At 58.7% G+C, this 19434-nt stretch carries 20 protein-coding genes and 1 riboswitch; of the genes, 7 read left to right on the top strand and 13 right to left on the bottom strand.

All coding sequences use genetic code 11. From position 1 onward, the window contains the following. Window positions 1-3: 3 nt before the first annotated feature. The 8 genes from ELK40_RS19530 to ELK40_RS19495 all read right to left on the bottom strand — a co-directional run bounded on the left by ELK40_RS19530 (window position 4) and on the right by ELK40_RS19495 (window position 6024). On the bottom strand, window positions 4-678 hold the full coding sequence (locus tag ELK40_RS19530; RefSeq protein ID WP_115876302.1) for an urease accessory protein UreF: 675 nt from the start codon (window positions 676-678) through the stop codon (window positions 4-6). Beyond that, window positions 678-1217, bottom strand: a complete 540-nt coding sequence (locus ELK40_RS19525) for a HupE/UreJ family protein (RefSeq protein WP_115876301.1) — start codon at window positions 1215-1217, stop codon at window positions 678-680. The genes ELK40_RS19530 and ELK40_RS19525 overlap by 1 nt, the downstream gene beginning before the upstream one ends. A gap of 9 nt (window positions 1218-1226) precedes the next feature. Continuing rightward, window positions 1227-1691, bottom strand: coding sequence for an urease accessory protein UreE (gene ureE / locus ELK40_RS19520; RefSeq protein ID WP_127732836.1), 465 nt, complete (start codon window positions 1689-1691; stop codon window positions 1227-1229). Between the two features lie 9 nt (window positions 1692-1700). Further along, entirely contained in the window at window positions 1701-3404 is a 1704-nt protein-coding gene (gene ureC, locus ELK40_RS19515; RefSeq protein WP_127732345.1) for an urease subunit alpha, read from the bottom strand. Further along, window positions 3397-3711, bottom strand: a complete 315-nt coding sequence (locus ELK40_RS19510; protein WP_127732343.1) for an urease subunit beta — start codon at window positions 3709-3711, stop codon at window positions 3397-3399. Before ELK40_RS19510 ends, ureC begins: the two co-directional genes overlap by 8 nt. Before the next feature lie 10 nt (window positions 3712-3721). Then, a complete protein-coding gene (locus tag ELK40_RS19505) occupies window positions 3722-4024 on the bottom strand; it encodes an urease subunit gamma (protein WP_003862556.1) in 303 nt (100 codons plus the stop codon). A gap of 10 nt (window positions 4025-4034) precedes the next feature. Further along, a complete protein-coding gene (locus ELK40_RS19500) occupies window positions 4035-4862 on the bottom strand; it encodes an urease accessory protein UreD (RefSeq protein WP_127732341.1) in 828 nt (275 codons plus the stop codon). Between the two features lie 148 nt (window positions 4863-5010). Further along, window positions 5011-6024 carry an alpha/beta hydrolase gene (locus ELK40_RS19495; RefSeq protein ID WP_111963298.1) on the bottom strand — a complete coding sequence of 338 codons (1014 nt, stop codon included), beginning with the start codon at window positions 6022-6024 and terminating at the stop codon, window positions 5011-5013. A gap of 147 nt (window positions 6025-6171) precedes the next feature. Here ELK40_RS19495 and ELK40_RS19490 point away from each other — a divergent pair, with 147 nt between their 5' ends. Continuing rightward, window positions 6172-6594 (top strand): MarR family transcriptional regulator, encoded by a 423-nt coding sequence (locus ELK40_RS19490; RefSeq protein WP_111963297.1) that lies wholly within the window; start codon window positions 6172-6174, stop codon window positions 6592-6594. Window positions 6595-6636: 42 nt separating this feature from the next. Here the strand turns inward: ELK40_RS19490 and ELK40_RS19485 are convergent, their stop codons facing one another. Both ELK40_RS19485 and plsY read right to left on the bottom strand, forming a co-directional pair. Continuing rightward, entirely contained in the window at window positions 6637-8103 is a 1467-nt protein-coding gene (locus ELK40_RS19485) for an MFS transporter (RefSeq protein WP_127732339.1), read from the bottom strand. Window positions 8104-8194: 91 nt separating this feature from the next. Next, window positions 8195-8809, bottom strand: a complete 615-nt coding sequence (gene plsY, locus ELK40_RS19480; RefSeq protein WP_111963295.1) for a glycerol-3-phosphate 1-O-acyltransferase PlsY — start codon at window positions 8807-8809, stop codon at window positions 8195-8197. 107 nt (window positions 8810-8916) lie between these two features. On the opposite strand from plsY, the gene folB reads away from it, so the two are divergent. Continuing rightward, window positions 8917-9285 carry a bifunctional dihydroneopterin aldolase/7,8-dihydroneopterin epimerase gene (gene folB / locus ELK40_RS19475; RefSeq protein WP_023333447.1) on the top strand — a complete coding sequence of 123 codons (369 nt, stop codon included), beginning with the start codon at window positions 8917-8919 and terminating at the stop codon, window positions 9283-9285. Window positions 9286-9390: 105 nt separating this feature from the next. Next, window positions 9391-10212: an undecaprenyl-diphosphate phosphatase gene (gene bacA, locus ELK40_RS19470; protein ID WP_115876294.1), complete on the top strand. Its 822-nt coding sequence runs from the start codon at window positions 9391-9393 to the stop codon at window positions 10210-10212. A 10-nt stretch (window positions 10213-10222) separates the two neighbouring features. Here the strand turns inward: bacA and ELK40_RS19465 are convergent, their stop codons facing one another. Together ELK40_RS19465 and ELK40_RS19460 are read right to left on the bottom strand one after the other, a co-directional pair. Then, the gene (locus tag ELK40_RS19465; RefSeq protein WP_127732337.1) at window positions 10223-11464 is read right to left on the bottom strand and encodes a multifunctional CCA addition/repair protein; all 1242 of its coding nucleotides are present in this window, start codon (window positions 11462-11464) and stop codon (window positions 10223-10225) included. Between the two features lie 60 nt (window positions 11465-11524). After that, window positions 11525-12145: a TIGR04211 family SH3 domain-containing protein gene (locus ELK40_RS19460; RefSeq protein WP_024906484.1), complete on the bottom strand. Its 621-nt coding sequence runs from the start codon at window positions 12143-12145 to the stop codon at window positions 11525-11527. A 229-nt stretch (window positions 12146-12374) separates the two neighbouring features. Between ELK40_RS19460 and ELK40_RS19455 the strand changes: the two genes are divergently transcribed. From ELK40_RS19455 to hldE, 3 genes are read left to right on the top strand one after another with little or no spacing between them, the layout of a single operon-like run. Next, window positions 12375-13676: an inorganic triphosphatase gene (locus ELK40_RS19455; RefSeq protein WP_127732335.1), complete on the top strand. Its 1302-nt coding sequence runs from the start codon at window positions 12375-12377 to the stop codon at window positions 13674-13676. A gap of 21 nt (window positions 13677-13697) precedes the next feature. After that, window positions 13698-16553, top strand: a complete 2856-nt coding sequence (gene glnE, locus ELK40_RS19450) for a bifunctional [glutamate--ammonia ligase]-adenylyl-L-tyrosine phosphorylase/[glutamate--ammonia-ligase] adenylyltransferase (RefSeq protein ID WP_127732333.1) — start codon at window positions 13698-13700, stop codon at window positions 16551-16553. A 40-nt stretch (window positions 16554-16593) separates the two neighbouring features. Next, a complete protein-coding gene (gene hldE / locus ELK40_RS19445; protein ID WP_111963291.1) occupies window positions 16594-18024 on the top strand; it encodes a bifunctional D-glycero-beta-D-manno-heptose-7-phosphate kinase/D-glycero-beta-D-manno-heptose 1-phosphate adenylyltransferase HldE in 1431 nt (476 codons plus the stop codon). A gap of 77 nt (window positions 18025-18101) precedes the next feature. Here the strand turns inward: hldE and ubiK are convergent, their stop codons facing one another. Beyond that, window positions 18102-18398 carry a ubiquinone biosynthesis accessory factor UbiK gene (gene ubiK / locus ELK40_RS19440; protein WP_014071796.1) on the bottom strand — a complete coding sequence of 99 codons (297 nt, stop codon included), beginning with the start codon at window positions 18396-18398 and terminating at the stop codon, window positions 18102-18104. 119 nt (window positions 18399-18517) lie between these two features. Further along, a riboswitch (FMN riboswitch) is annotated at window positions 18518-18668 on the top strand. A gap of 106 nt (window positions 18669-18774) precedes the next feature. Here ubiK and ribB point away from each other — a divergent pair. Then, the gene (gene ribB, locus ELK40_RS19435; RefSeq protein ID WP_028017147.1) at window positions 18775-19428 is read left to right on the top strand and encodes a 3,4-dihydroxy-2-butanone-4-phosphate synthase; all 654 of its coding nucleotides are present in this window, start codon (window positions 18775-18777) and stop codon (window positions 19426-19428) included. The last annotated feature ends 6 nt before the right edge of the window (window positions 19429-19434 follow it).

Genomic DNA, 19434 nt, shown 5'->3' with positions numbered 1-19434 from the left:
TCCTCAGGAACGGAATAGTCGTGAATATTGGGTTTCGTGGCGCGCCGAGGCGATGGCGGACAGCGGCGTTGCTGCCCCCAGCGCGTCGTCGCTACGTAAAAATGCCTGTTCAAACCCGGCGGCGTAGTGGTCGCTCAGTTCGATAATCAGCTGCTGCGCGGCCTGTTGCCCAAACGGCACCAGCTTGACGCCCGCCATGACCGCGCTCTCCATCCAGCTGTAGCCCAGACTCAGCGCCAGTTCGCGCGCGCTAATGCCCCAGCGAACGCCGAGCCACGCCATGCCGCAGAGCTGGCTTTGCATAAACAGCGGCAGCCATTCGGGCAGACAGTCAGGTTCCCAGCTCTTAATCAGCCGCGTAAAGGCCGCCCCGCGGTTGCGCTCTTCTTCTCGTAGCTCGCGCGTTTCCCGACAGGCGAGCAGGTATGCCGTCCAGCGTTTTGCATTTGTAAGCGAGCGTTGCTCACAGGCCTGATAAAGACGGATAAACAGCGGCAGGTCGACGCAGAAAAAGCTCTGCTCCATCTGCTGGATTTGCCAGCGTTTAAAGGCGTTGGCGTCCGTGACCCAGCCCGCCTCAACGGCCCACTCCAGCCCCTGTGACCAGGTAAACGACCCGACCGGCAGGCTGCTGCTGGAGAGCTGCATCAGACGCAGCCTCTGGCGGGCGTGCTCCATCAGCTCATCAGCGCCAGCAGGGCGGAGACGATCAGCCCGCCGCCGAAGGTTTTACGCAGGCCGTCGTGACGGCGCAGCAGCAGCCCTGCGGCAAAGCTGGCGCACAGCACCGTGGCGCTGGCGAGCATAAAGCCGCTGGTGAAGAGCCAGAAGCTGTGGCCGGACATCTCCACGCCGTGCGCCCAGCCGTGGAACATCGCCAGGACAGGCACTGCCAGCAGCAAGCGATTTTCAGTTTTAAACATCATCACGCCGCAGACCGCCAGCGAGGCGATAATCAGCATCTCCATGCCGCTAAAGCCGCCGAGCAGGCTGCCCGCAATAGCGCCAACGAGCATCATGCCGAGGGTGGCAAACGGCAGCAGGAGCTTGCGGCCGCTCAGTGCCGAGAGCACGCCTGCACCCGCCAGCATAAGCAGGTGATCGAGTCCGGTCAGCGGATGGAGAAAACCGGCCTGGAAGCTGTCGGCGCCGTGGCCGGGATGCGCGAGCGCGGGAACGGAAAAAGCCAGCAGTAACAGAGTGAGTAACTTGCGCATGATTAATCCTTAATGTGAATGAGCGTGAGAATGGCCGTGGCTGTGGGCATCGCTGGTGTAAGCGCCCGCTTCCGGTTCAAACGGCAGGCTGGCGTAGGTCACGTCCAGCCCGAACTGGCGCAGCATGTCGTCGAGAACGTGATCGTGGTGATAGCGCAGCTCGCCGGGCATAACCTGCAGCGGCACGTGGCGGTTGCCCAGGTGGTAGCAGGCGCGGGCGAGCAGGAACGGATCGGCACAGCGCACCACGGAGACCGACTCCGGCGCGGCGATCACCTCGACAACCTCGCTGCCGTCGTCGGTAGTCAGCAGATCGCCCCCGCGCAGCAGCAGGCCGCGCGGCAGCATTAGCCCGGCCTCGCGCCCGTCGTTCAGCGATACGCGGGCGCGGCTTTTCACCCGCACGTCAATCGGCAGCGTGACGCTGGCGGTAGTCGGGTGCGCGTGGTCCAGACGTTGGGTTAAATAAATCATCATTACTCCTCAAAACAGGAAATAGCGTTGCGCCATCGGCAGAACGTCAGCCGGTTCGCTGGTAATCAGTTCGCCGTCGACGCGCACCTCGTAGGTTTGTGAATCGACGGTAATGTTCGGCTGCAGGCCGTTATGGATCATGTCCGCCTTTTTCACCGTCCGGCAGCCTTTTACTACCGCCGTGGCGCTCTGCAGGCTGAGCTGCTGCGGGATGCCGTTCGCAGTGGCGGCCTGCGAGATAAACGTCAGCCGGGTGGCGTGGCGCGCGGCGCCCAGCGATCCAAACATCGGGCGGTAATGCACCGGCTGCGGCGTGGGGATCGAGGCGTTGATATCGCCCATCGGCGCGCAGGCGATCATCCCGCCCTTGACGATGGTGGCGGGTTTGACGCCGAAGAACGCCGGGGACCAGACCACCAGATCCGCCAGCTTGCCCGCCTCAATCGAACCGACCTCATGGGCGATACCGTGGGTCAGCGCCGGGTTTATGGTGTATTTGGCGACGTAGCGCTTCACGCGGAAGTTGTCGTTATCGCCAGTCTCTTCCGGCAGCGCGCCGCGCTGGACCTTCATGCGGTGAGCGACCTGCCAGGTGCGGATAATCACTTCTCCGACGCGGCCCATGGCCTGCGAATCTGACGAGGTGAGCGAGAATGCGCCGATGTCGTGCAGCACGTCTTCAGCGGCGATGGTTTCACGACGAATGCGGGATTCCGCAAACGCCACGTCCTCGGCGATATCCGGGTCAAGGTGGTGGCAGACCATCAGCATGTCGAGATGCTCGTCGATGGTATTCACCGTGTAGGGCAGCGTCGGGTTGGTGGAGGAGGGTAGAATATTCGGGTGCGCGCAGGCGGTGATGATATCCGGCGCGTGGCCGCCGCCTGCGCCTTCGGTATGGAAAGTGTGGATGGTGCGCCCTGCGATGGCCGCCAGCGTGTCTTCGACAAACCCGGACTCGTTCAGCGTGTCGCTGTGCAGCGCCACCTGAATATCCATCTCTTCGGCCACCTCCAGCGAGCAGTTGATCGCCGCAGGCGTCGCGCCCCAGTCTTCGTGGATCTTCAGCCCGATAGCACCGGCGGCAATCTGCTCGCGCAGGGCGTCCGGGTTGGAGCCGTTACCTTTACCGAGCAGGCCGATATTCACCGGCAGCGTATCGGCTGCCTGCAGCATGCGGGCGATATACCACGGCCCCGGCGTACAGGTGGTGGCGTTGGTGCCCGCCGCGGGGCCGGTGCCGCCGCCGATCATGGTCGTGACGCCGGAGACCAGCGCCTCTTCCGCCTGCTGCGGGCAGATCCAGTGGATGTGGGTGTCGATCCCGCCCGCGGTGACGATCTTCCCCTCGGCGGCAATCACTTCCGTTGCCGCGCCAATCGGGATCGTCACGCCGGGCTGAATGTCCGGATTACCGGCTTTGCCGACGGCGAAGATCCGCCCGTTCTTTACGCCGATATCGGCTTTTACGATCCCCCAGTGATCGACGATCAGCGCGTTGGTGAGAACCAGATCCACGCAGTCGTCTGCGGTCATCTGCCCCTGACCCATGCCGTCGCGGATCACCTTTCCGCCGCCGAATTTGACCTCTTCGCCGTAGATCGTGAGATCGTCTTCCACTTCGATCCATAGCTCGCTGTCGGCCAGCCGCACTTTATCGCCGGTGGTGGGGCCGAACATATCGGCATATGCCCGGCGTGAAATCTCAGCCATGTTTCACCTCGCCCATCACCTCGCCGCGAAAACCGAAAATGCGCTGCGCGCCCGTGACCTGAACCAGCGTCACCTCACGCTTCTGGCCGGGCTCGAAGCGCACGGCGGTGCCCGCCGGGATATTCAGCCGGTAGCCTTTGGTGGCTTCCCGCTCGAACTTCAGGGCCGGGTTGACCTCGTAAAAGTGGTAATGCGATCCGACCTGGATCGGCCTGTCGCCGTGATTTTCGACAACCACGCTTTGGATTTCACGCCCGACGTTGAACGCAATCGTTCCGGGCTGGATCTGGTATTCACCTGGGATCATCGCGCGCTCCTTAGACGATCGGGTTATGGACGGTGACGAGCTTCGATCCGTCCGGGAAGGTGGCTTCGACCTGAATATCCGGGATCATTTCCGGCACGCCTTCCATTACCTGATCGCGCGTCAGGACGTGGCGGCCCGCCTCCATCAGCGAGGCGACGGTTTCGCCATCGCGCGCGCCCTCCATGATGAAGGCGCTGATCAGCGCGACCGATTCCGGGTAATTAAGCTTTACCCCGCGCGCAAGGCGGCGTTCGGCAACCAGCGCGGCGGTGAACAGCAACAGCTTGTCTTTTTCTCTGGGGGTCAGTTCCATAACGTTTCTCTTATGTCTGCCAGATACGCGGCGAACAGGCGGTTTTGGTGGTGAGAAGCGGGCGAAGCGACTGCCAGACGTCACGCATCACCCGCTGGCAAATCAGGTTGTCATCGGAGAGAAAACGCACCGAAAGCAGATCGTCGGTGAGCGTTGCCCCCGCAAAGTGTTCCAGCGGCGCGAGCCGTTCGCGTACCGTGTCGAGATGTTCTTCATTGGCCGGATAGAACAGCAGCGTGCCGAGCCATGGATATCCGGCGACGGGCGTGAGATTGCCGTCGGCAAGGTGCTGACGCTCAATCAGGCGCGGTTCATCCTCAACCCAGACTTCAAGGCGGCTCTCCAGCGTGCCGTGGCTGAAGGTCTCATTGATCACCGGGCGCCCCAGGCAGTACAGCTCCCACGCCAGCAGCGTGCTGGAGGTCTTCAGGTGGAAGACGGAGCGCAGCGCGGCGTTCGCACCCGGGAAGATAATAGTGTCCTGCGGTAGCCACTCCAGCGTGGATTCATCATCGAGATAAAAGTGCTGATTCAGGCGAGCCTGCGGGCCGCTGCTGCGATAGAACTTGCTGGCGCCGGGCATTGTGATAAGCGCATGGCTTTTGGCGTCCAGCCGAACGGAAATGTCCAGCGTATCGCCGCCCACAATCCCGCCAGGCGGATGCAGCAGATAAAGGTGGCAGGCTTCTCCTTCGGGATAAAATGGACGCTGAACGGTAAGCGGCCCGACGTGATGAGCGGAGTGCAGGAGGGTTTTCTCAGGGGTGTGACAAAACTGCAGGGCAAGCGACGCCTGCCAGCCTTTGTACGAATTATCAGTGACCTGAGCTGCTAACATGCTGCATCCATCTGCTCATCATCGGGGTCGTTTCAGTATGCCCTGGCAGAAATGAAGGCTGTCATATGAGTCGCTTATGGATGGCGGTTAAGACGAAACAAAAAAGCACGCCCCGGGGGCGTGCTGTCTGACAAACATCGCGATGCCGTTATTTCAGGTGCTCATGCAGCGCTGCGCCTGCCTGCTCCAGGGCAACTTTAACCGTTGGCTCCTGGCTCAGCGGGTTAAGCAGGCCGTAATCGTGGATCATGCCGTTATAGCGCGTGACGGTCACCGGGACGCCAGCCGCATCCAGCTTACGCCCGAATGCTTCACCTTCATCCCGCAGAACGTCCAGCTCTGCTGTCTGAATCAGCGTCTCCGGGAAGCCTTTCAACTGCGCGGCGCTGGCGCGAAGCGGAGAGGCAAGGATATTGTTGCGGTCGGCAGCGCTGGTGGTGTAGTTATCCCAGAACCATTTCATCATGTTTTTCGACAGGAAATAGCCGTTCTCGAACTGGTTATACGAGGCAGTATCAAAATTCGCATCGGTCACAGGCCAGAGCATCACGTTGTAGCGAATTTTGGGCCCATTGAACTGTTTTGCCTGCAGCGCCACGGAAGCCACCATATTGCCGCCCACGCTGTTACCGACCAGACCCAGACGGCTACCGTCCACGCCAATTTCCTGACCGTGTTCGGCTACCCATTTTGTCGCTTCATAGGCCTGATTGATGGCCACCGGGAAATGGGCCTCAGGTGACGGCGTGTAATCAACGTAAACCGCTGCGGCGCCTGATGCGCGAACCAGATCGCGGATTAAGCGTTCATGGGTTGGGTAATCGCCCAGCACCCAACCGCCGCCGTGGAAGAACATAAATGCCGGGAGCGTGCCGGTCGCGTTTTCAGGTTTCACTATTTTCAGTTTGATCGCCTGACCATTTACCTGGATCGTTTTTTCTGAAACCTGAGCGGGCGGCAGTTTTGCGCCTTGCTGCGCGCCGATCAGTACCTGCCGGGCCTCCTGCGGGGTCATCTGTTCCATTGGCTTACCCTTGCCGGAATTCAGAATATTAAGAAACGCCTGTACGCCTGCGGTCGGAGCTGGAGTATTGGTGGTTTGAGCGGATGCCGCAGCTGACGCGAAGACGGAAGAAACCAGGATGGCGGTTAGTGTTTTCATGGTGGTACCTCTTTAAGCGCATTTGAACGGATGAGATAACTAAATAGTGTGCTACTTAGTTGCTGGTTTAATACTTGCGCGCAAGATACTTTTAGTCAAACATTATTTATAATTTTTTTAGGCAACAGATTCGGAGTTGATAGAAAAATGAAAGAAAACAAAACGCTAGATGATTTACTTTGCTTCTCGCTGTACTCGGTCACCAATGCGTTTGTTCGCCAGTATCGTCCCCTACTGCAAGAGATGGATTTGACCTACCCGCAATTCGTTGTTTTGATGGCGCTTTATGAGAAAGACAACATTCCACTTCGCGATCTCAGCGATAAGACGTTTTTTGATTCGGGCACATTGACGCCGCTTGTACAAAAGCTTGAGGCAAAAGGATTCCTCAACCGTATCGCGGTTGTGGGTGACGAAAGAATGAAAAATGTCGTGCTGACCGATAAGGCGAAAGAACTGAAAAAACGGGTGATGGCATTGCCGGACCAGATTCGCTGCAGCATGCGGATGAACGATGATGAGCTTGATATGCTAAAAAAACTCTCCCGAACGCTGCTGGACGATTTGTAAGAACCCTTCGGTGGGTGGGGAACCCACCGAAGCGATGTGTCGTTACCGATAGTCCTCCGCATCCACATCATACCCGGAGGGCTCCCAGCGGATCGCCAGCAGCGATGCCAGGCCGATAAACGGCGCCAGCGCAATCACCCAGAACACGGCGGTGTCGAGCGACGCCACCAGCAGCGGGAACAGGAACAGCGACAGCGTAGAACTACTGCGCATCAGCGTCTGGTTGAGACCCACGCCCACGCCGCGCAGCGAGGTCGGGTAGCTCAGCGAGGCGAACGTCATGGTATGCGCGCCCGGGCCAAAGCCCTGACCGAAAAGGAATAGCGCCAGCATCGCCACGGCAAGCACGCCTTCAGAAGCACCTTCCGGTCGGCCAATCAGCGCCAGGCCAAGCAATGCGACAAGCTGGCAGGCATAACCCGCAAGCGACATCCGCCAGGCGCCGAAGCGCGGCACATAGCGTACCGCCAGCAGTCCGCCGACGAAGGCAAACAGCAGGTTAAGCGCCAGAGAAATGAGAATGGTGGTGAGCATCGACTGGACAAAGAAGCTGGAGATGATCACAGGCAGGCCAAACGCCACGGCGTTATAGGCGAACGAGGAGACGACGGACAGCAGCGTGGCGAGCGTCGTGCGGCGTAAGTAGACGCCGCGAAATAGATTCAGATAGTTTGACCATTTCGCTTTATTCACGACGGGTGCAGGCTGGCCGAGCGCATCCTGCGCGACGTGGGCGTTAATATTGTACGACTGCCGCAAAATCGACGCCGCCTCCTTCAGATTGCCCTGATTCGCCGCCCATACCGGCGATTCGCTCATATAGCGGCTGCGGATGGCGATAATCACCAGCGCTGGCACTGCACCAAAGCCGAGAATTAAACGCCACAGCCAGTCGCTGTGGCTTTCCGGCAGCACGGCGTAGAAGAACAGCACCAGCAGGTAGGAGACGCTGATGGCGGCATACCAGGTGGGGCACCACATCGCGACGCTGGAGGCTTTGTTTCCCGGACCTTTCAGCCTGGCGAACTCGCTTAAAAACGCCATCGCCACGGGAAGGTCGATCCCGACCCCAAGCCCCATCACAAAGCGGGCACCCGCCAGCACATATTCGTTCGGGGCCAGCGCACAGGCGATGGCGGCCACCACGAAGAACACCATATCAGCCATAAAAACGCGGTAGCGCCCGATTTTATCCGTGAGGTAACCGCCGAGTAGCGCCCCGACAATCGCGCCAAAGGTAATTGCCGAGGCCACCATACCGGTCCCGGCGGGCGTCAGGTTAAATTCGCGGGTGATATCTTTTATGCCGAAGGCCAGCGCGCCCAGATCGTAAGCATCGAGGAAAATCCCGCCCAGCGCGATACCGACCACGATGCGGGCATTGGCCCGGCCCTGTGAGCCGTCATTAACGAGGCGTGATACATCCGAAGCGCTGCGCACCCACTTGATGTCGCCATCGGGGTGTTTTTCTGCCGTTGAAAGGGGAGTTGTTTCTGTGATTTCAGCCATTTTCTTCTAATGTGGTTGTGTTGTGTCATTAACAGTTACCACAGGCAGAAGGTGACCAAAATCACATTTGGCTATAAGGCATAACTAACCCTTACGGCGCGTCTTTTTTCTTCCTCTTGAGCTTCGTCCAGATTTTGGTCTCCTGACGACGCCACAGGCGCTGAATATTATCGTGATGACGCAGCAGGATAAGGCAGGAGAGCATCGACACAGGGAAGGTGAACTGAGGTTTAAACCACCAGACGTAGAACGGGGCGATCAGCGCGCTGACGATGGCGCCCAGCGACGAATAGCCGCTCAGCAGAATGGTCAGTAGCCAGGTCCCGGCCATCACGCCGGTTAGGTCCCAGCCGATAGGCGCAATGGCACCAAAGGCGGTCGCCACGCCTTTGCCACCTTTAAAACCGAAGAATACGGGCCAGATGTGGCCGACACAGGCCGCAATAGCAATAAGCCCCAGCCAGAACGGCGTGACGCCCAGCGCATACGCGCCCCAGACGGGCAGCATCCCTTTCAGAACATCAAAAATCAAAACCGCTACGGCTGCTCCCTTGCCACCAATTCGTAGTACGTTGGTCGCCCCCGGATTCCCGGAACCATTTTCACGCGGGTCGGGTAACCCGGCGATGCGGCAGACCAGAATGGCGCTGGAGATTGAGCCGCAAAGATAGGCGAGGAGGATCATTCCAGGCGCGATTGCACTCATAACGCTGTTCCGTTTTGAAAATGTATCTGTATTCTCAGCATCTGTGGATAATACGCATAATTCGCCGGAAGTGGTATCCGGTTTAGCCAAAAAGCAGGCAGGTCGTGATGGATATTGTATTTATAGAGCAACTTTCGGTAATCACCACAATTGGTGTTTACGACTGGGAACAGACCATCGAGCAGAAGCTGGTGTTCGATATCGAAATGGGATGGGATAACCGCAAATCGGCAAAAAGCGATGACGTGAACGACTGTCTCAGCTATGCCGACATCAGTGAAACGGTCATCGCCCACGTTGAAGGGCAGCGTTTTGCGCTGGTCGAACGGGTGGCGGAAGAAGTCGCAGAATTGCTGCTGAAAAAATTTAATTCACCTTGGGTGCGCATCAAGCTGAGCAAGCCGGGCGCGGTGGCGCGAGCCGCCAACGTTGGCGTCATCATTGAGCGTGGCACAAATCTGAAAGGCAAGAATTAACGTCATAATTGCTAAACCATTTTAGGTTATACCGGTCTTAAAGCTGTATCTTTCACGGTAGCCGTTGGGGCGACCGTTTTTTTATATCTTTTTAGGGGTTTATAGATGAGCGATATGCACTCGCTGCTGGTGGCGGCAATACTGGGTGTGGTCGAAGGATTGACGGAGTTTTTACCGGTTTCCAGTACCGGCCATATGATTATCGTTGGCCATCTGCTGGGCTTTGAAGGCGATACCGCCAAAACGTTTGAAGTGGTTATCCAGCTGGGTTCGATTCTGGCGGTGGTGGTGATGTTCTGGCGCCGTCTGTTTGGCCTGATCGGTATCCATTTTGGCCGTCCGCCGCAGCACGAAGGGATGAGTAAAGGTCGCCTGTCGCTGATCCATATTTTGCTCGGGATGATCCCGGCGGTGGTGCTGGGTCTGGTTTTCCACGACGCCATCAAATCGCTGTTTAACCCGATTAACGTGATGTACGCGCTGGTGGTGGGCGGCTTCCTGCTGATCGCCGCGGAAGTGCTGAAGCCGAAAACGCCGCGCGCGGAAGGGCTGGACGATATGACGTATCGTCAGGCGTTTATCATTGGCTGCTTCCAGTGTCTGGCGCTGTGGCCGGGCTTCTCGCGTTCAGGCGCTACCATCTCCGGCGGGATGCTGATGGGCGTAAGCCGTTACGCCGCGTCAGAGTTCTCATTCCTGCTGGCGGTGCCGATGATGATGGGCGCCACTGTACTCGACGTCTATAAGAGCTATCACTTCCTGACGACTGGCGATATTCCAATGTTCGCCGTTGGCTTCATCACCGCGTTTATCGTGGCGCTGATTGCCATCAAAACCTTCCTGCAGTTGATTAAGCGTATCTCGTTCATTCCGTTCGCGATCTATCGCTTTATCGTTGCCGCTGCGGTGTACGTAGTCTTCTTCTAACCGATAGCCCTCAGTCTTTTGGCTGAGGGCAGTGTTTTTCCTTCCAGTCAGACACCGCCTGAATTCGCCGTTTCGTGAGTTCTTCGCGAATTTCCGGACCTTTGAATCCCGCCTCGACAACGTCCTTCGTCGGCACCGCTTTCGCTACCTCCCAGGCTTTACGCAGTAAACGCCCCTGCGGATAATCGCACGCTTCAAACCCGGTACGCCCGCGCACGTCAGCTTCGCTGGTCAGCGCGATTTGCTCCACGCGCTGCGGTTTACGCCAGGCGTCGATGTTATCGAAAAGCTTAACGATGGTGGCCGGTTTGAGGATGGGGAAGGTGTGGATCAAATCGTGGAATTCCGCCACCAGTTTCGCCAGATCGCGGATTTCGTTCGGCACGCGCAGACGCTGGCACAGCCCCTCGACCAGCTTCACCCCTGCCGGGCCGTGCCCGTGGTGGCGAGGCCAGAATTCTTTTGGCGTTAGGCCTTTGCCGAGATCGTGGCACAGGGTGGAAAAGCGCACGTCCACGTCAGGGCTGAGCATGGCCGCCATGCTCAGGGTCATCAGCGTGTGTACGCCGGTATCAATTTCCGGGTGCCATTTCGCCGGAGCAGGCACGCCAAACAGCGCGTCTATTTCCGGGAAGAGCACCTTCAGCGCGCCGCAGTCGCGAAGGACCTGGAAAAAGACCTGCGGGTTGCGCGTTGTGAGAGCATTTTCCGTTTCTTTCCAGACGCGCTCTGGCGTCAGGTGTTCAAGCTCGCCCGCCTCGGTCATGGCGGTCATCAGCGCCATGGTTTCATCGGCAATACGGAAGCTGAGATGGGCGTAGCGTGCGGCAAAGCGCGCCACGCGCAGGACGCGGAGCGGATCTTCAGAAAACGCCGGGGAGACGTGACGTAAAAGACGGTTGCGCAGATCGTCCTGGCCGCCATAAGCGTCAACGATCTGGCCGTTCTCGTCCTGCGCCAGCGCGTTGATGGTGAGATCGCGGCGCAGAAGATCTTCCTCCAGCGTCACGTCCGGCGCGGCATAGCAGGTGAAGCCCGTATAGCCCGAACCTGATTTCCGCTCGGTACGCGCCAGGGCATACTCTTCACGACTTTTCGGGTGGAGGAAGACGGGAAAATCGCGGCCTACCTGCTGGTAGCCCGCGTCGAGCATCTCTTCCGGGGTGGCGCCAACCACCACCCAGTCTTTATCTTTGACCGGCAGACCTAACAACGCATCACGTACCGCACCACCGACCAGATAACTTTTCACGCCCAACTCTCCCGTTTTCTCTTTTCCAGAATGATACGTAAGTCTGGCAGAGAAGACGAATTAGTTCATCCAGCGGTCTTTACGCTTACGGCTCGGGATCAGGTGCGGCAGAACCAGGCCCAGCACCAGACCGACGCCCAGTACGCCGCCGCCATACATAAACCACTGCATGATGATGGTGCGCTGTTTATCGTCGAGCTGCAGATTGGCGGCATTCACTTTCTTCTGCGCGACAATCAGCTCGTTTTTCAGTTTCTGGTTCTCTTCTTTCAGACCGTTAATCACACCGTCGCTTTGCGCTACTTTCTGCTGCATTTCAGCGGTGCGCTGGTTCCAGGTGCCGTCGATGTTGTTCAGCTTGTCGGTCAGGGTCTTCACCTGGTTTTCCAGATCGGGAACGCGCGTGCGCAGGCTTGGCACGGTGCTCAGCTCTTTCAGCGGGATCCAGGACGTACGGCCGGTACTGTCGCGAACCTGACCGTAATTGGTGTCCGCGTTGGTCTGTAACAGGGTGACTTCCTCGCCGGCATTTACCGTACCCACGAGGCGATAATTATCTCCGGGGCCACTGCGTACCCAGGTGTTCAGTTCGTCAGAAACGTAACGCTTTTCTTCAGCGTGCACTGCGGTTGCGGCGCTAAAAGCGAGTAAAGTAAGTCCAATCAGGCGTAATTTAAGCATCATTAGTCGTTATTTTCATAAATAGTGGAACGATAGTAGTGGCAACAGTGTCTCTACGCAAAGCATTCGTCAGCAATCAGAATCATCTGTGTCACGACTCTACACATTTACGCCCGACAAATTGCTCATTGCATGGCAATTTGGCGCAAAATACTATGTACTGACAAACAAATGGCGAGGAAGTTCGCCCTCATTGACGCGTCTGTGACGCCCGCAAAAGTACAAGGCTATGGCTCAGGAAATCGAATTAAAATTTATCGTCGAAAAAGACAGCGTTGACGCACTCCGCCAGCATCTGCATACGCTTTCCGGCGAACACCATGCACCGGTACAACTGCTTAATATCTATTACGAAACGCCAGACAACTGGCTGCGCCGCCACGATATGGGGCTGCGCATCCGTGGCGCGAGCGGGCGCTACGAGATGACGATGAAAATTGCCGGCCGCGTGGTCGGCGGTTTACATCAGCGCCCGGAATACAATATCGACATCAGTAAGCCAGAACTTGAGCTGGAACGTTTCCCGGCGGAAGTCTGGCCGGAAGGCGAGCTGCCTTCCGCGCTGGCGGAACAGGTACAGCCGCTGTTCAGCACCGATTTCTGGCGCGAGAAATGGCTGGTGACGGAAGGCAAAAGCCGCATCGAAATCGCCCTCGATCTGGGTGAGGTGAAGGCAGGGGAATTCCAGGAACCGATTTGCGAACTGGAGCTTGAGCTGCTGGAAGGGGACGCAAATGACGTGCTGAAGCTGGCGCGCAGGCTGGTGAGTCAGTCCGGACTGCGTCAGGGAAGCCTGAGTAAAGCCGCGCGGGGTTACCATCTGGCGGCCGGAAATGCGCCGCGCGTGCTGAAAGAGACGACCATTTTGCGCGTTGCGCCGAAAGCCAGCGTTGAGCAGGGGCTGGAAGCCGCGCTGGAGCTGGCGCTTTCGCAGTGGCAGTACCACGAAGAGCTGTGGGTGCGAAATGTGAAAAACGCCAAATCCCACGTGCTCGCGGCGATTGCCCTGGTGCGCCATACCCTGGCGCTGTTCGGCGGCATCGTGCCTCGCAAAGCGAGCGCTCACTTACGCGATCTGCTGACGCAAACCGAAACGCTGATGCTCTCGGACGTCTCGGCGCAAACGGCGATCTACAGCCCGCAGGCCGCTTCGGCAAAACTGGCGCTGACCGAGTTTCTGGTCACGCGCGGCTGGCGCGCCTTCCTGGATGCGAAAGCCGAGGCCAAAATCGCGGAAAACTTTAAGCGTTTCGCGGACATTCATCTTTCCCGTCATGCCGCTGAACTGAAGAGCACCTTTGCGTATCCGCTCGGCGATAAGTATGGCGATCAGCTTCCCCGTCTTTCGCGCAACATCGACAGCATGCTGCTCCTTTCCGGTGCCTACGACGGGCCACAGGCGCAGGCGTGGCTGGAAAACTGGCAGGGGCTGAAGCATGCCATCGAAACCCGTCAGCATATTGAAATTGAGCATTTCCGTAATGAGGCCATTTCGCAGGAGCCGTACTGGCTGCACAGCGGAAAACGTTAACTCTGGCAAGGAACCCCTAGAATGCCGCTTTCTTCACCGTTACAGCAGCAGTGGCAGACCGTTTGCGAACGTCTGCCTGAGTCATTACCGGCGTCATCGTTAAGCGAGCAGGCGAAGAGCGTGCTCGCCTTCAGTGATTTTGTGCAGGAAAGCATCGCCGTCTACCCGGACTGGCTGGCGGAGCTTGAAAACGCACCGCCGCAGGCGGACGAGTGGCGGCACTATGCCGGCTGGCTGCAGGCCGCACTCGAAGACGTAGCGGATGAAGCGACGCTGATGCGCGTCCTGCGCCAGTTCCGCCGTCGGGTGATGGTGCGCATTGCCTGGGCGCAGGCGCTGGAGCTGGTGAGTGAAGAGAGTACGCTGCAGCAGTTAAGCGAGCTGGCGCAGACGTTGATTGTCGCCGCGCGCGACTGGCTCTACGCCGCCTGCTGTAAAGAGTGGGGCACGCCGTGCAGCGAGGAAGGGGTTCCTCAGCCGCTGCTGATTCTGGGGATGGGCAAGCTGGGCGGCTGCGAACTGAACTTCTCCTCCGATATCGACCTGATTTTCGCGTGGCCCGAGAACGGCTCTACGCGCGGCGGCCGTCGCGAGCTGGACAACGCCCAGTTCTTTACCCGCCTCGGTCAGCGTCTGATTAAGGCGCTGGATCAGCCGACGCAGGACGGCTTTGTTTACCGCGTGGACATGCGCCTGCGTCCGTTTGGCGACAGCGGACCGCTGGTGCTGAGCTTTGCCGCGCTGGAGGATTACTACCAGGAGCAGGGGCGTGACTGGGAGCGCTATGCGATGGTTAAAGCGCGGATCATGGGCGACAGCGGCGACGCTTACGCTAACGAACTGCGCGCCATGCTGCGCCCGTTCGTGTTCCGTCGCTATATCGACTTCAGCGTCATCCAGTCTCTGCGTAATATGAAAGGGATGATCGCCCGTGAGGTTCGCCGTCGCGGGCTGAAGGACAACATCAAGCTCGGCGCGGGCGGCATTCGCGAAATCGAATTTATCGTCCAGGTCTTCCAGCTTATTCGCGGTGGCCGTGAGCCGTCCTTGCAGTCCCGCTCGCTATTGCCGACGCTGAGCGCCATCGAACAGCTTCATCTGCTGCCGGACGGCGACGCGCAAACCCTGCGCGAGGCCTATCTTTTCCTGCGACGTCTGGAAAACCTGCTGCAAAGCATCAACGACGAACAGACCCAGACCCTGCCGGGGGATGACCTTAATCGGGCGCGCCTGGCCTGGGGCATGCGCGTGGATGACTGGTCTACGCTGACCGAACGGCTGGACGCTCACATGGCGGGCGTGCGCCGCATCTTTAACGAGCTGATTGGTGATGACGAAAGTGAATCGCAGGACGACGCGCTTTCCGAGCACTGGCGCGAGCTGTGGCAGGACGCACTTCAGGAAGATGACACGACCCCCGTGCTGGCGCACCTGAGTGACGACGCCCGCCATCGCGTGGTGGCGCTGATCGCGGATTTCCGTCTCGAACTGAACAAACGCGCCATCGGCCCGCGCGGTCGTCAGGTGCTGGATCACCTGATGCCGCATCTGCTGAGCGAGGTCTGCTCGCGGGCGGACGCGCCGGTGCCGCTGTCGCGCATGATGCCGCTGCTGAGCGGGATTATTACGCGCACCACGTATCTGGAGCTTCTGAGCGAGTTCCCGGGGGCGCTGAAGCATCTGATTACGCTCTGCGCCGCGTCGCCGATGGTGGCGAATAAGCTGGCGCGATATCCGCTGCTGCTGGATGAGCTGCTCGATCCGAACACGCTGTATCAGCCCACGGCGACGGATGCCTACCGGGACGAGCTGCGTCAGTATCTGCTTCGCGTGCCGGAAGAAGACGAAGAGCAACAGCTGGAGGCGCTGCGTCAGTTTAAGCAGGCGCAGATGCTGCGCGTGGCGGCGGCGGATATCGCCGGAACGCTGCCGGTGATGAAAGTGAGCGATCACTTAACCTGGCTCGCGGAGGCGATCATCGACGCGGTAGTGCAGCAGGCGTGGGTGCAGATGGTGGCCCGCTACGGCCAGCCGAAGCACCTTGCTGACCGTGAGGGGCGAGGGTTTGCCGTGGTGGGTTACGGCAAGCTCGGCGGCTGGGAGCTGGGATACAGCTCCGATCTGGATTTAATCTTCCTGCACGACTGCCCGGTTGACGTGATGACCGACGGTGAGCGTGAAATTGACGGGCGTCAGTTCTACCTGCGCCTGGCGCAGCGCATCATGCACCTGTTCAGCACCCGCACCTCGTCGGGCATTTTGTATGAAGTTGATGCGCGCCTGCGTCCGTCCGGCGCGGCGGGCATGCTGGTCACTTCAACGGAATCCTTCGCCGATTACCAGAAGAATGAAGCCTGGACGTGGGAGCATCAGGCGCTGGTGCGCGCTCGCGTGGTATATGGCGATCCGCAGCTCAAAACGCAGTTCGATGCCATCCGTAAGGAGGTTATGACCACCCCGCGCGAGGGTAGCACGCTGCAAACGGAAGTGCGCGAAATGCGCGAGAAAATGCGCGCGCATCTCGGCAATAAACACCACGATCGCTTTGATATCAAAGCCGACGAGGGCGGAATCACCGATATTGAGTTCATTACCCAGTATCTGGTGCTGCTCCACGCCCACGACAAGCCGAAGCTGACCCGCTGGTCGGATAACGTGCGCATTCTGGAACTGCTGGCGCAAAACGACATCATGGACGAGCAGGAGGCGCAGGCCTTAACCCGCGCCTACACGACGCTTCGCGATGAGCTTCATCACCTGGCGCTGCAGGAGCAGCCGGGGCACGTGGCGCTGGACTGTTTTGTCGCAGAACGCGCTCAGGTAACGGCCAGCTGGCAGAAGTGGCTGGTGGAACCGTGCGTAACAAATCAAGTGTGATATCATCGCGCGCAAATTGTGAATCTTTCTGGAGTCAGGAATGAAAGTAACACTGCCAGAGTTTGAACGTGCTGGAGTTATGGTTGTTGGGGATGTGATGCTGGATCGCTACTGGTATGGACCGACCAGCCGCATCTCTCCGGAAGCACCGGTACCGGTGGTTAAGGTCGACACCATTGAAGAGCGTCCCGGCGGCGCGGCAAACGTGGCGATGAACATTGCCTCTCTGGGCGCGCAGTCGCGTCTGGTGGGCTTGACCGGCATCGACGATGCGGCGCGCGCGCTGAGCAAGTCGCTGGCGGACGTGAACGTGAAGTGCGACTTCGTTTCTGTTCCGACACACCCAACGATTACGAAACTGCGCGTGCTGTCGCGCAACCAGCAGCTGATCCGCCTCGACTTTGAAGAAGGGTTCGAAGGCGTTGATCCCGAGCCGCTGCACGAGCGTATCAACCAGGCGCTGGGCAATATCGGCGCGCTGGTGCTCTCCGATTACGCCAAAGGCGCGCTGGCGAGCGTGCAGACGATGATTCAGCTGGCGCGTAAAGCCAACGTACCCGTGCTGATCGACCCGAAAGGGACCGATTTTGAGCGCTATCGCGGCGCAACCCTGCTGACGCCAAACCTCTCCGAATTTGAAGCGGTGGCGGGCAAATGCAAAACCGAGGAAGAGCTGGTTGAGCGCGGCATGAAGATCATTGCAGACTTCGAATTATCTGCGCTTCTGGTGACCCGCTCCGAGCAGGGGATGACGCTGCTGCAGCCGGGCAAAGCGCCGCTGCACATGCCAACCCAGGCGCAGGAAGTGTACGACGTGACCGGTGCCGGCGATACGGTGATCGGCGTGCTGGCGGCGACGCTGGCGGCAGGAAACTCGCTGGAAGAGGCGTGCTACTTCGCTAACGCCGCGGCGGGCGTGGTCGTCGGTAAACTCGGGACCTCAACCGTTTCCCCAATCGAGCTGGAAAACGCGGTGCGCGGCCGTGCGGATACCGGTTTTGGCGTCATGACCGAAGACGAGCTGAAGGTAGCCGTCGCCGCCGCGCGCAAGCGTGGGGAAAAGGTGGTGATGACCAACGGCGTGTTCGACATTCTGCACGCTGGCCACGTTTCGTATCTGGCGAATGCGCGCAAGCTGGGCGATCGCCTGATTGTGGCGGTCAACAGCGATGCGTCGACCAAACGTCTGAAGGGGGAAACGCGTCCGGTGAACCCGCTGGAGCAGCGTATGATCGTGCTCGGCGCGCTGGAAGCCGTGGACTGGGTGGTGTCGTTTGAAGAGGACACGCCGCAGCGCCTGATTGCCGGTATTCTGCCGGACCTGCTGGTAAAAGGCGGGGATTACAAGCCGGAGCAAATCGCGGGCAGCGAAGAAGTCTGGGCCAACGGCGGCGAGGTGATGGTGCTCAACTTTGAGGACGGGTGCTCAACCACCAACATCATCAAGAAGATTCAGAAAGACAGTAAGTAAAAAAACGGGCCGTTTGGCCCGTTTTTTTTCACCCTCTCCCTGTGGGAGAGGGCTGGGGTGAGGGCATCAGGCCGCACTTACTCCTGGTCATCCACCGGCGGAATGGCCGGTGCCGGCTTCACTTCTTCCGGCGCATTGCGGTTTTCCAGCTCGGTCAGACGCTGTTCCAGCAGCGCCAGCTTCTCGCGGGTGCGCAGCAGAACCTGGGTCTGCACGTCAAACTCTTCGCGGCTGACTAAATCAAGGCGAACCAACTGCGCCTGCAGCGTCTGGCGGATTTTCTTTTCTACGTCATCACCAAATTCACGAATGCCTTTTGGCATAGATTCATGAACCTGACGCGCGATCTGCTCAATTTTTTTCGGGTCAATCATTGTCGTTTCCCTTGATGGAAAGGTGTTAGTGTCCATTGTAGCGCGTCATGCCCGGGGTAAACAAAATTGTTTGATGCTTATGCATTGCCCAGGATAATCAATAGCGTTATAGTTATCTCGCTTATTCTCAGGGCGGGGCGAAATTCCCCACCGGCGGTAAATCAGCGTGACGCTGAAAGCCCGCGAGCGCTTTGGGTGAAAACTCAAAGGTCAGCAGATCCGGTGTAATTCCGGGGCCGACGGTTAGAGTCCGGATGGGAGAGAGTAACGATCAAGTCGGGCATGGGCCCGCTCACGTTATCTTTTTGCCGCTTATACGGCGCTCCTAAGACTGCCCTGATTCTGGTAACCATAATGTTAATGAGGTTTTTTTACCATGAATCAGACGCTACTTTCCTCTTTTGGCACTTCAACTCAACGTGTTGAACATGCACTGGATGCACTGCGCGAAGGCCGCGGTGTGATGGTGCTTGACGATGAAAACCGTGAAAACGAAGGCGACATGATTTTCGCCGCCGAAAACATGACCGTTGAACAGATGGCGCTGACCATCCGTCACGGCAGCGGCATCGTATGCCTGTGTATTACCGAAGATCGTCGTAAGCAGCTCGAGCTGCCGATGATGGTCGAAAACAACACCAGCGCCTTTGGTACCGGTTTTACCGTGACCATTGAAGCGGCGCATGGCGTGACCACCGGTGTGTCTGCGGCTGACCGTCTGACTACCGTACGTGCCGCCATTGCTGATGATGCGAAGCCATCCGATCTGCATCGTCCAGGCCACGTCTTCCCGCTGCGCGCGCAGGCGGGCGGCGTGTTGACCCGCGGTGGTCACACCGAAGCGACGATCGACCTGGTGACGCTGGCGGGCTTCAAACCTGCCGGTGTGCTGTGTGAACTGACCAACGATGACGGCACCATGGCGCGCGCGCCGGAGTGCATCACCTTTGCCCGTCTGCACAACATGCCGGTGGTCACGATTGAAGATCTGGTCGAGTATCGCCAGGCGCACGAGCGCAAAGCCAGCTGATAATAA

This window comes from Enterobacter sp. N18-03635, from assembly GCF_004006055.1.
In the GTDB taxonomy this organism is placed as follows: domain Bacteria; phylum Pseudomonadota; class Gammaproteobacteria; order Enterobacterales; family Enterobacteriaceae; genus Enterobacter; species Enterobacter vonholyi.
Note: the sequence above shows the minus strand (reverse complement) of the source record. Positions and strands in the feature narration are given on the sequence as shown.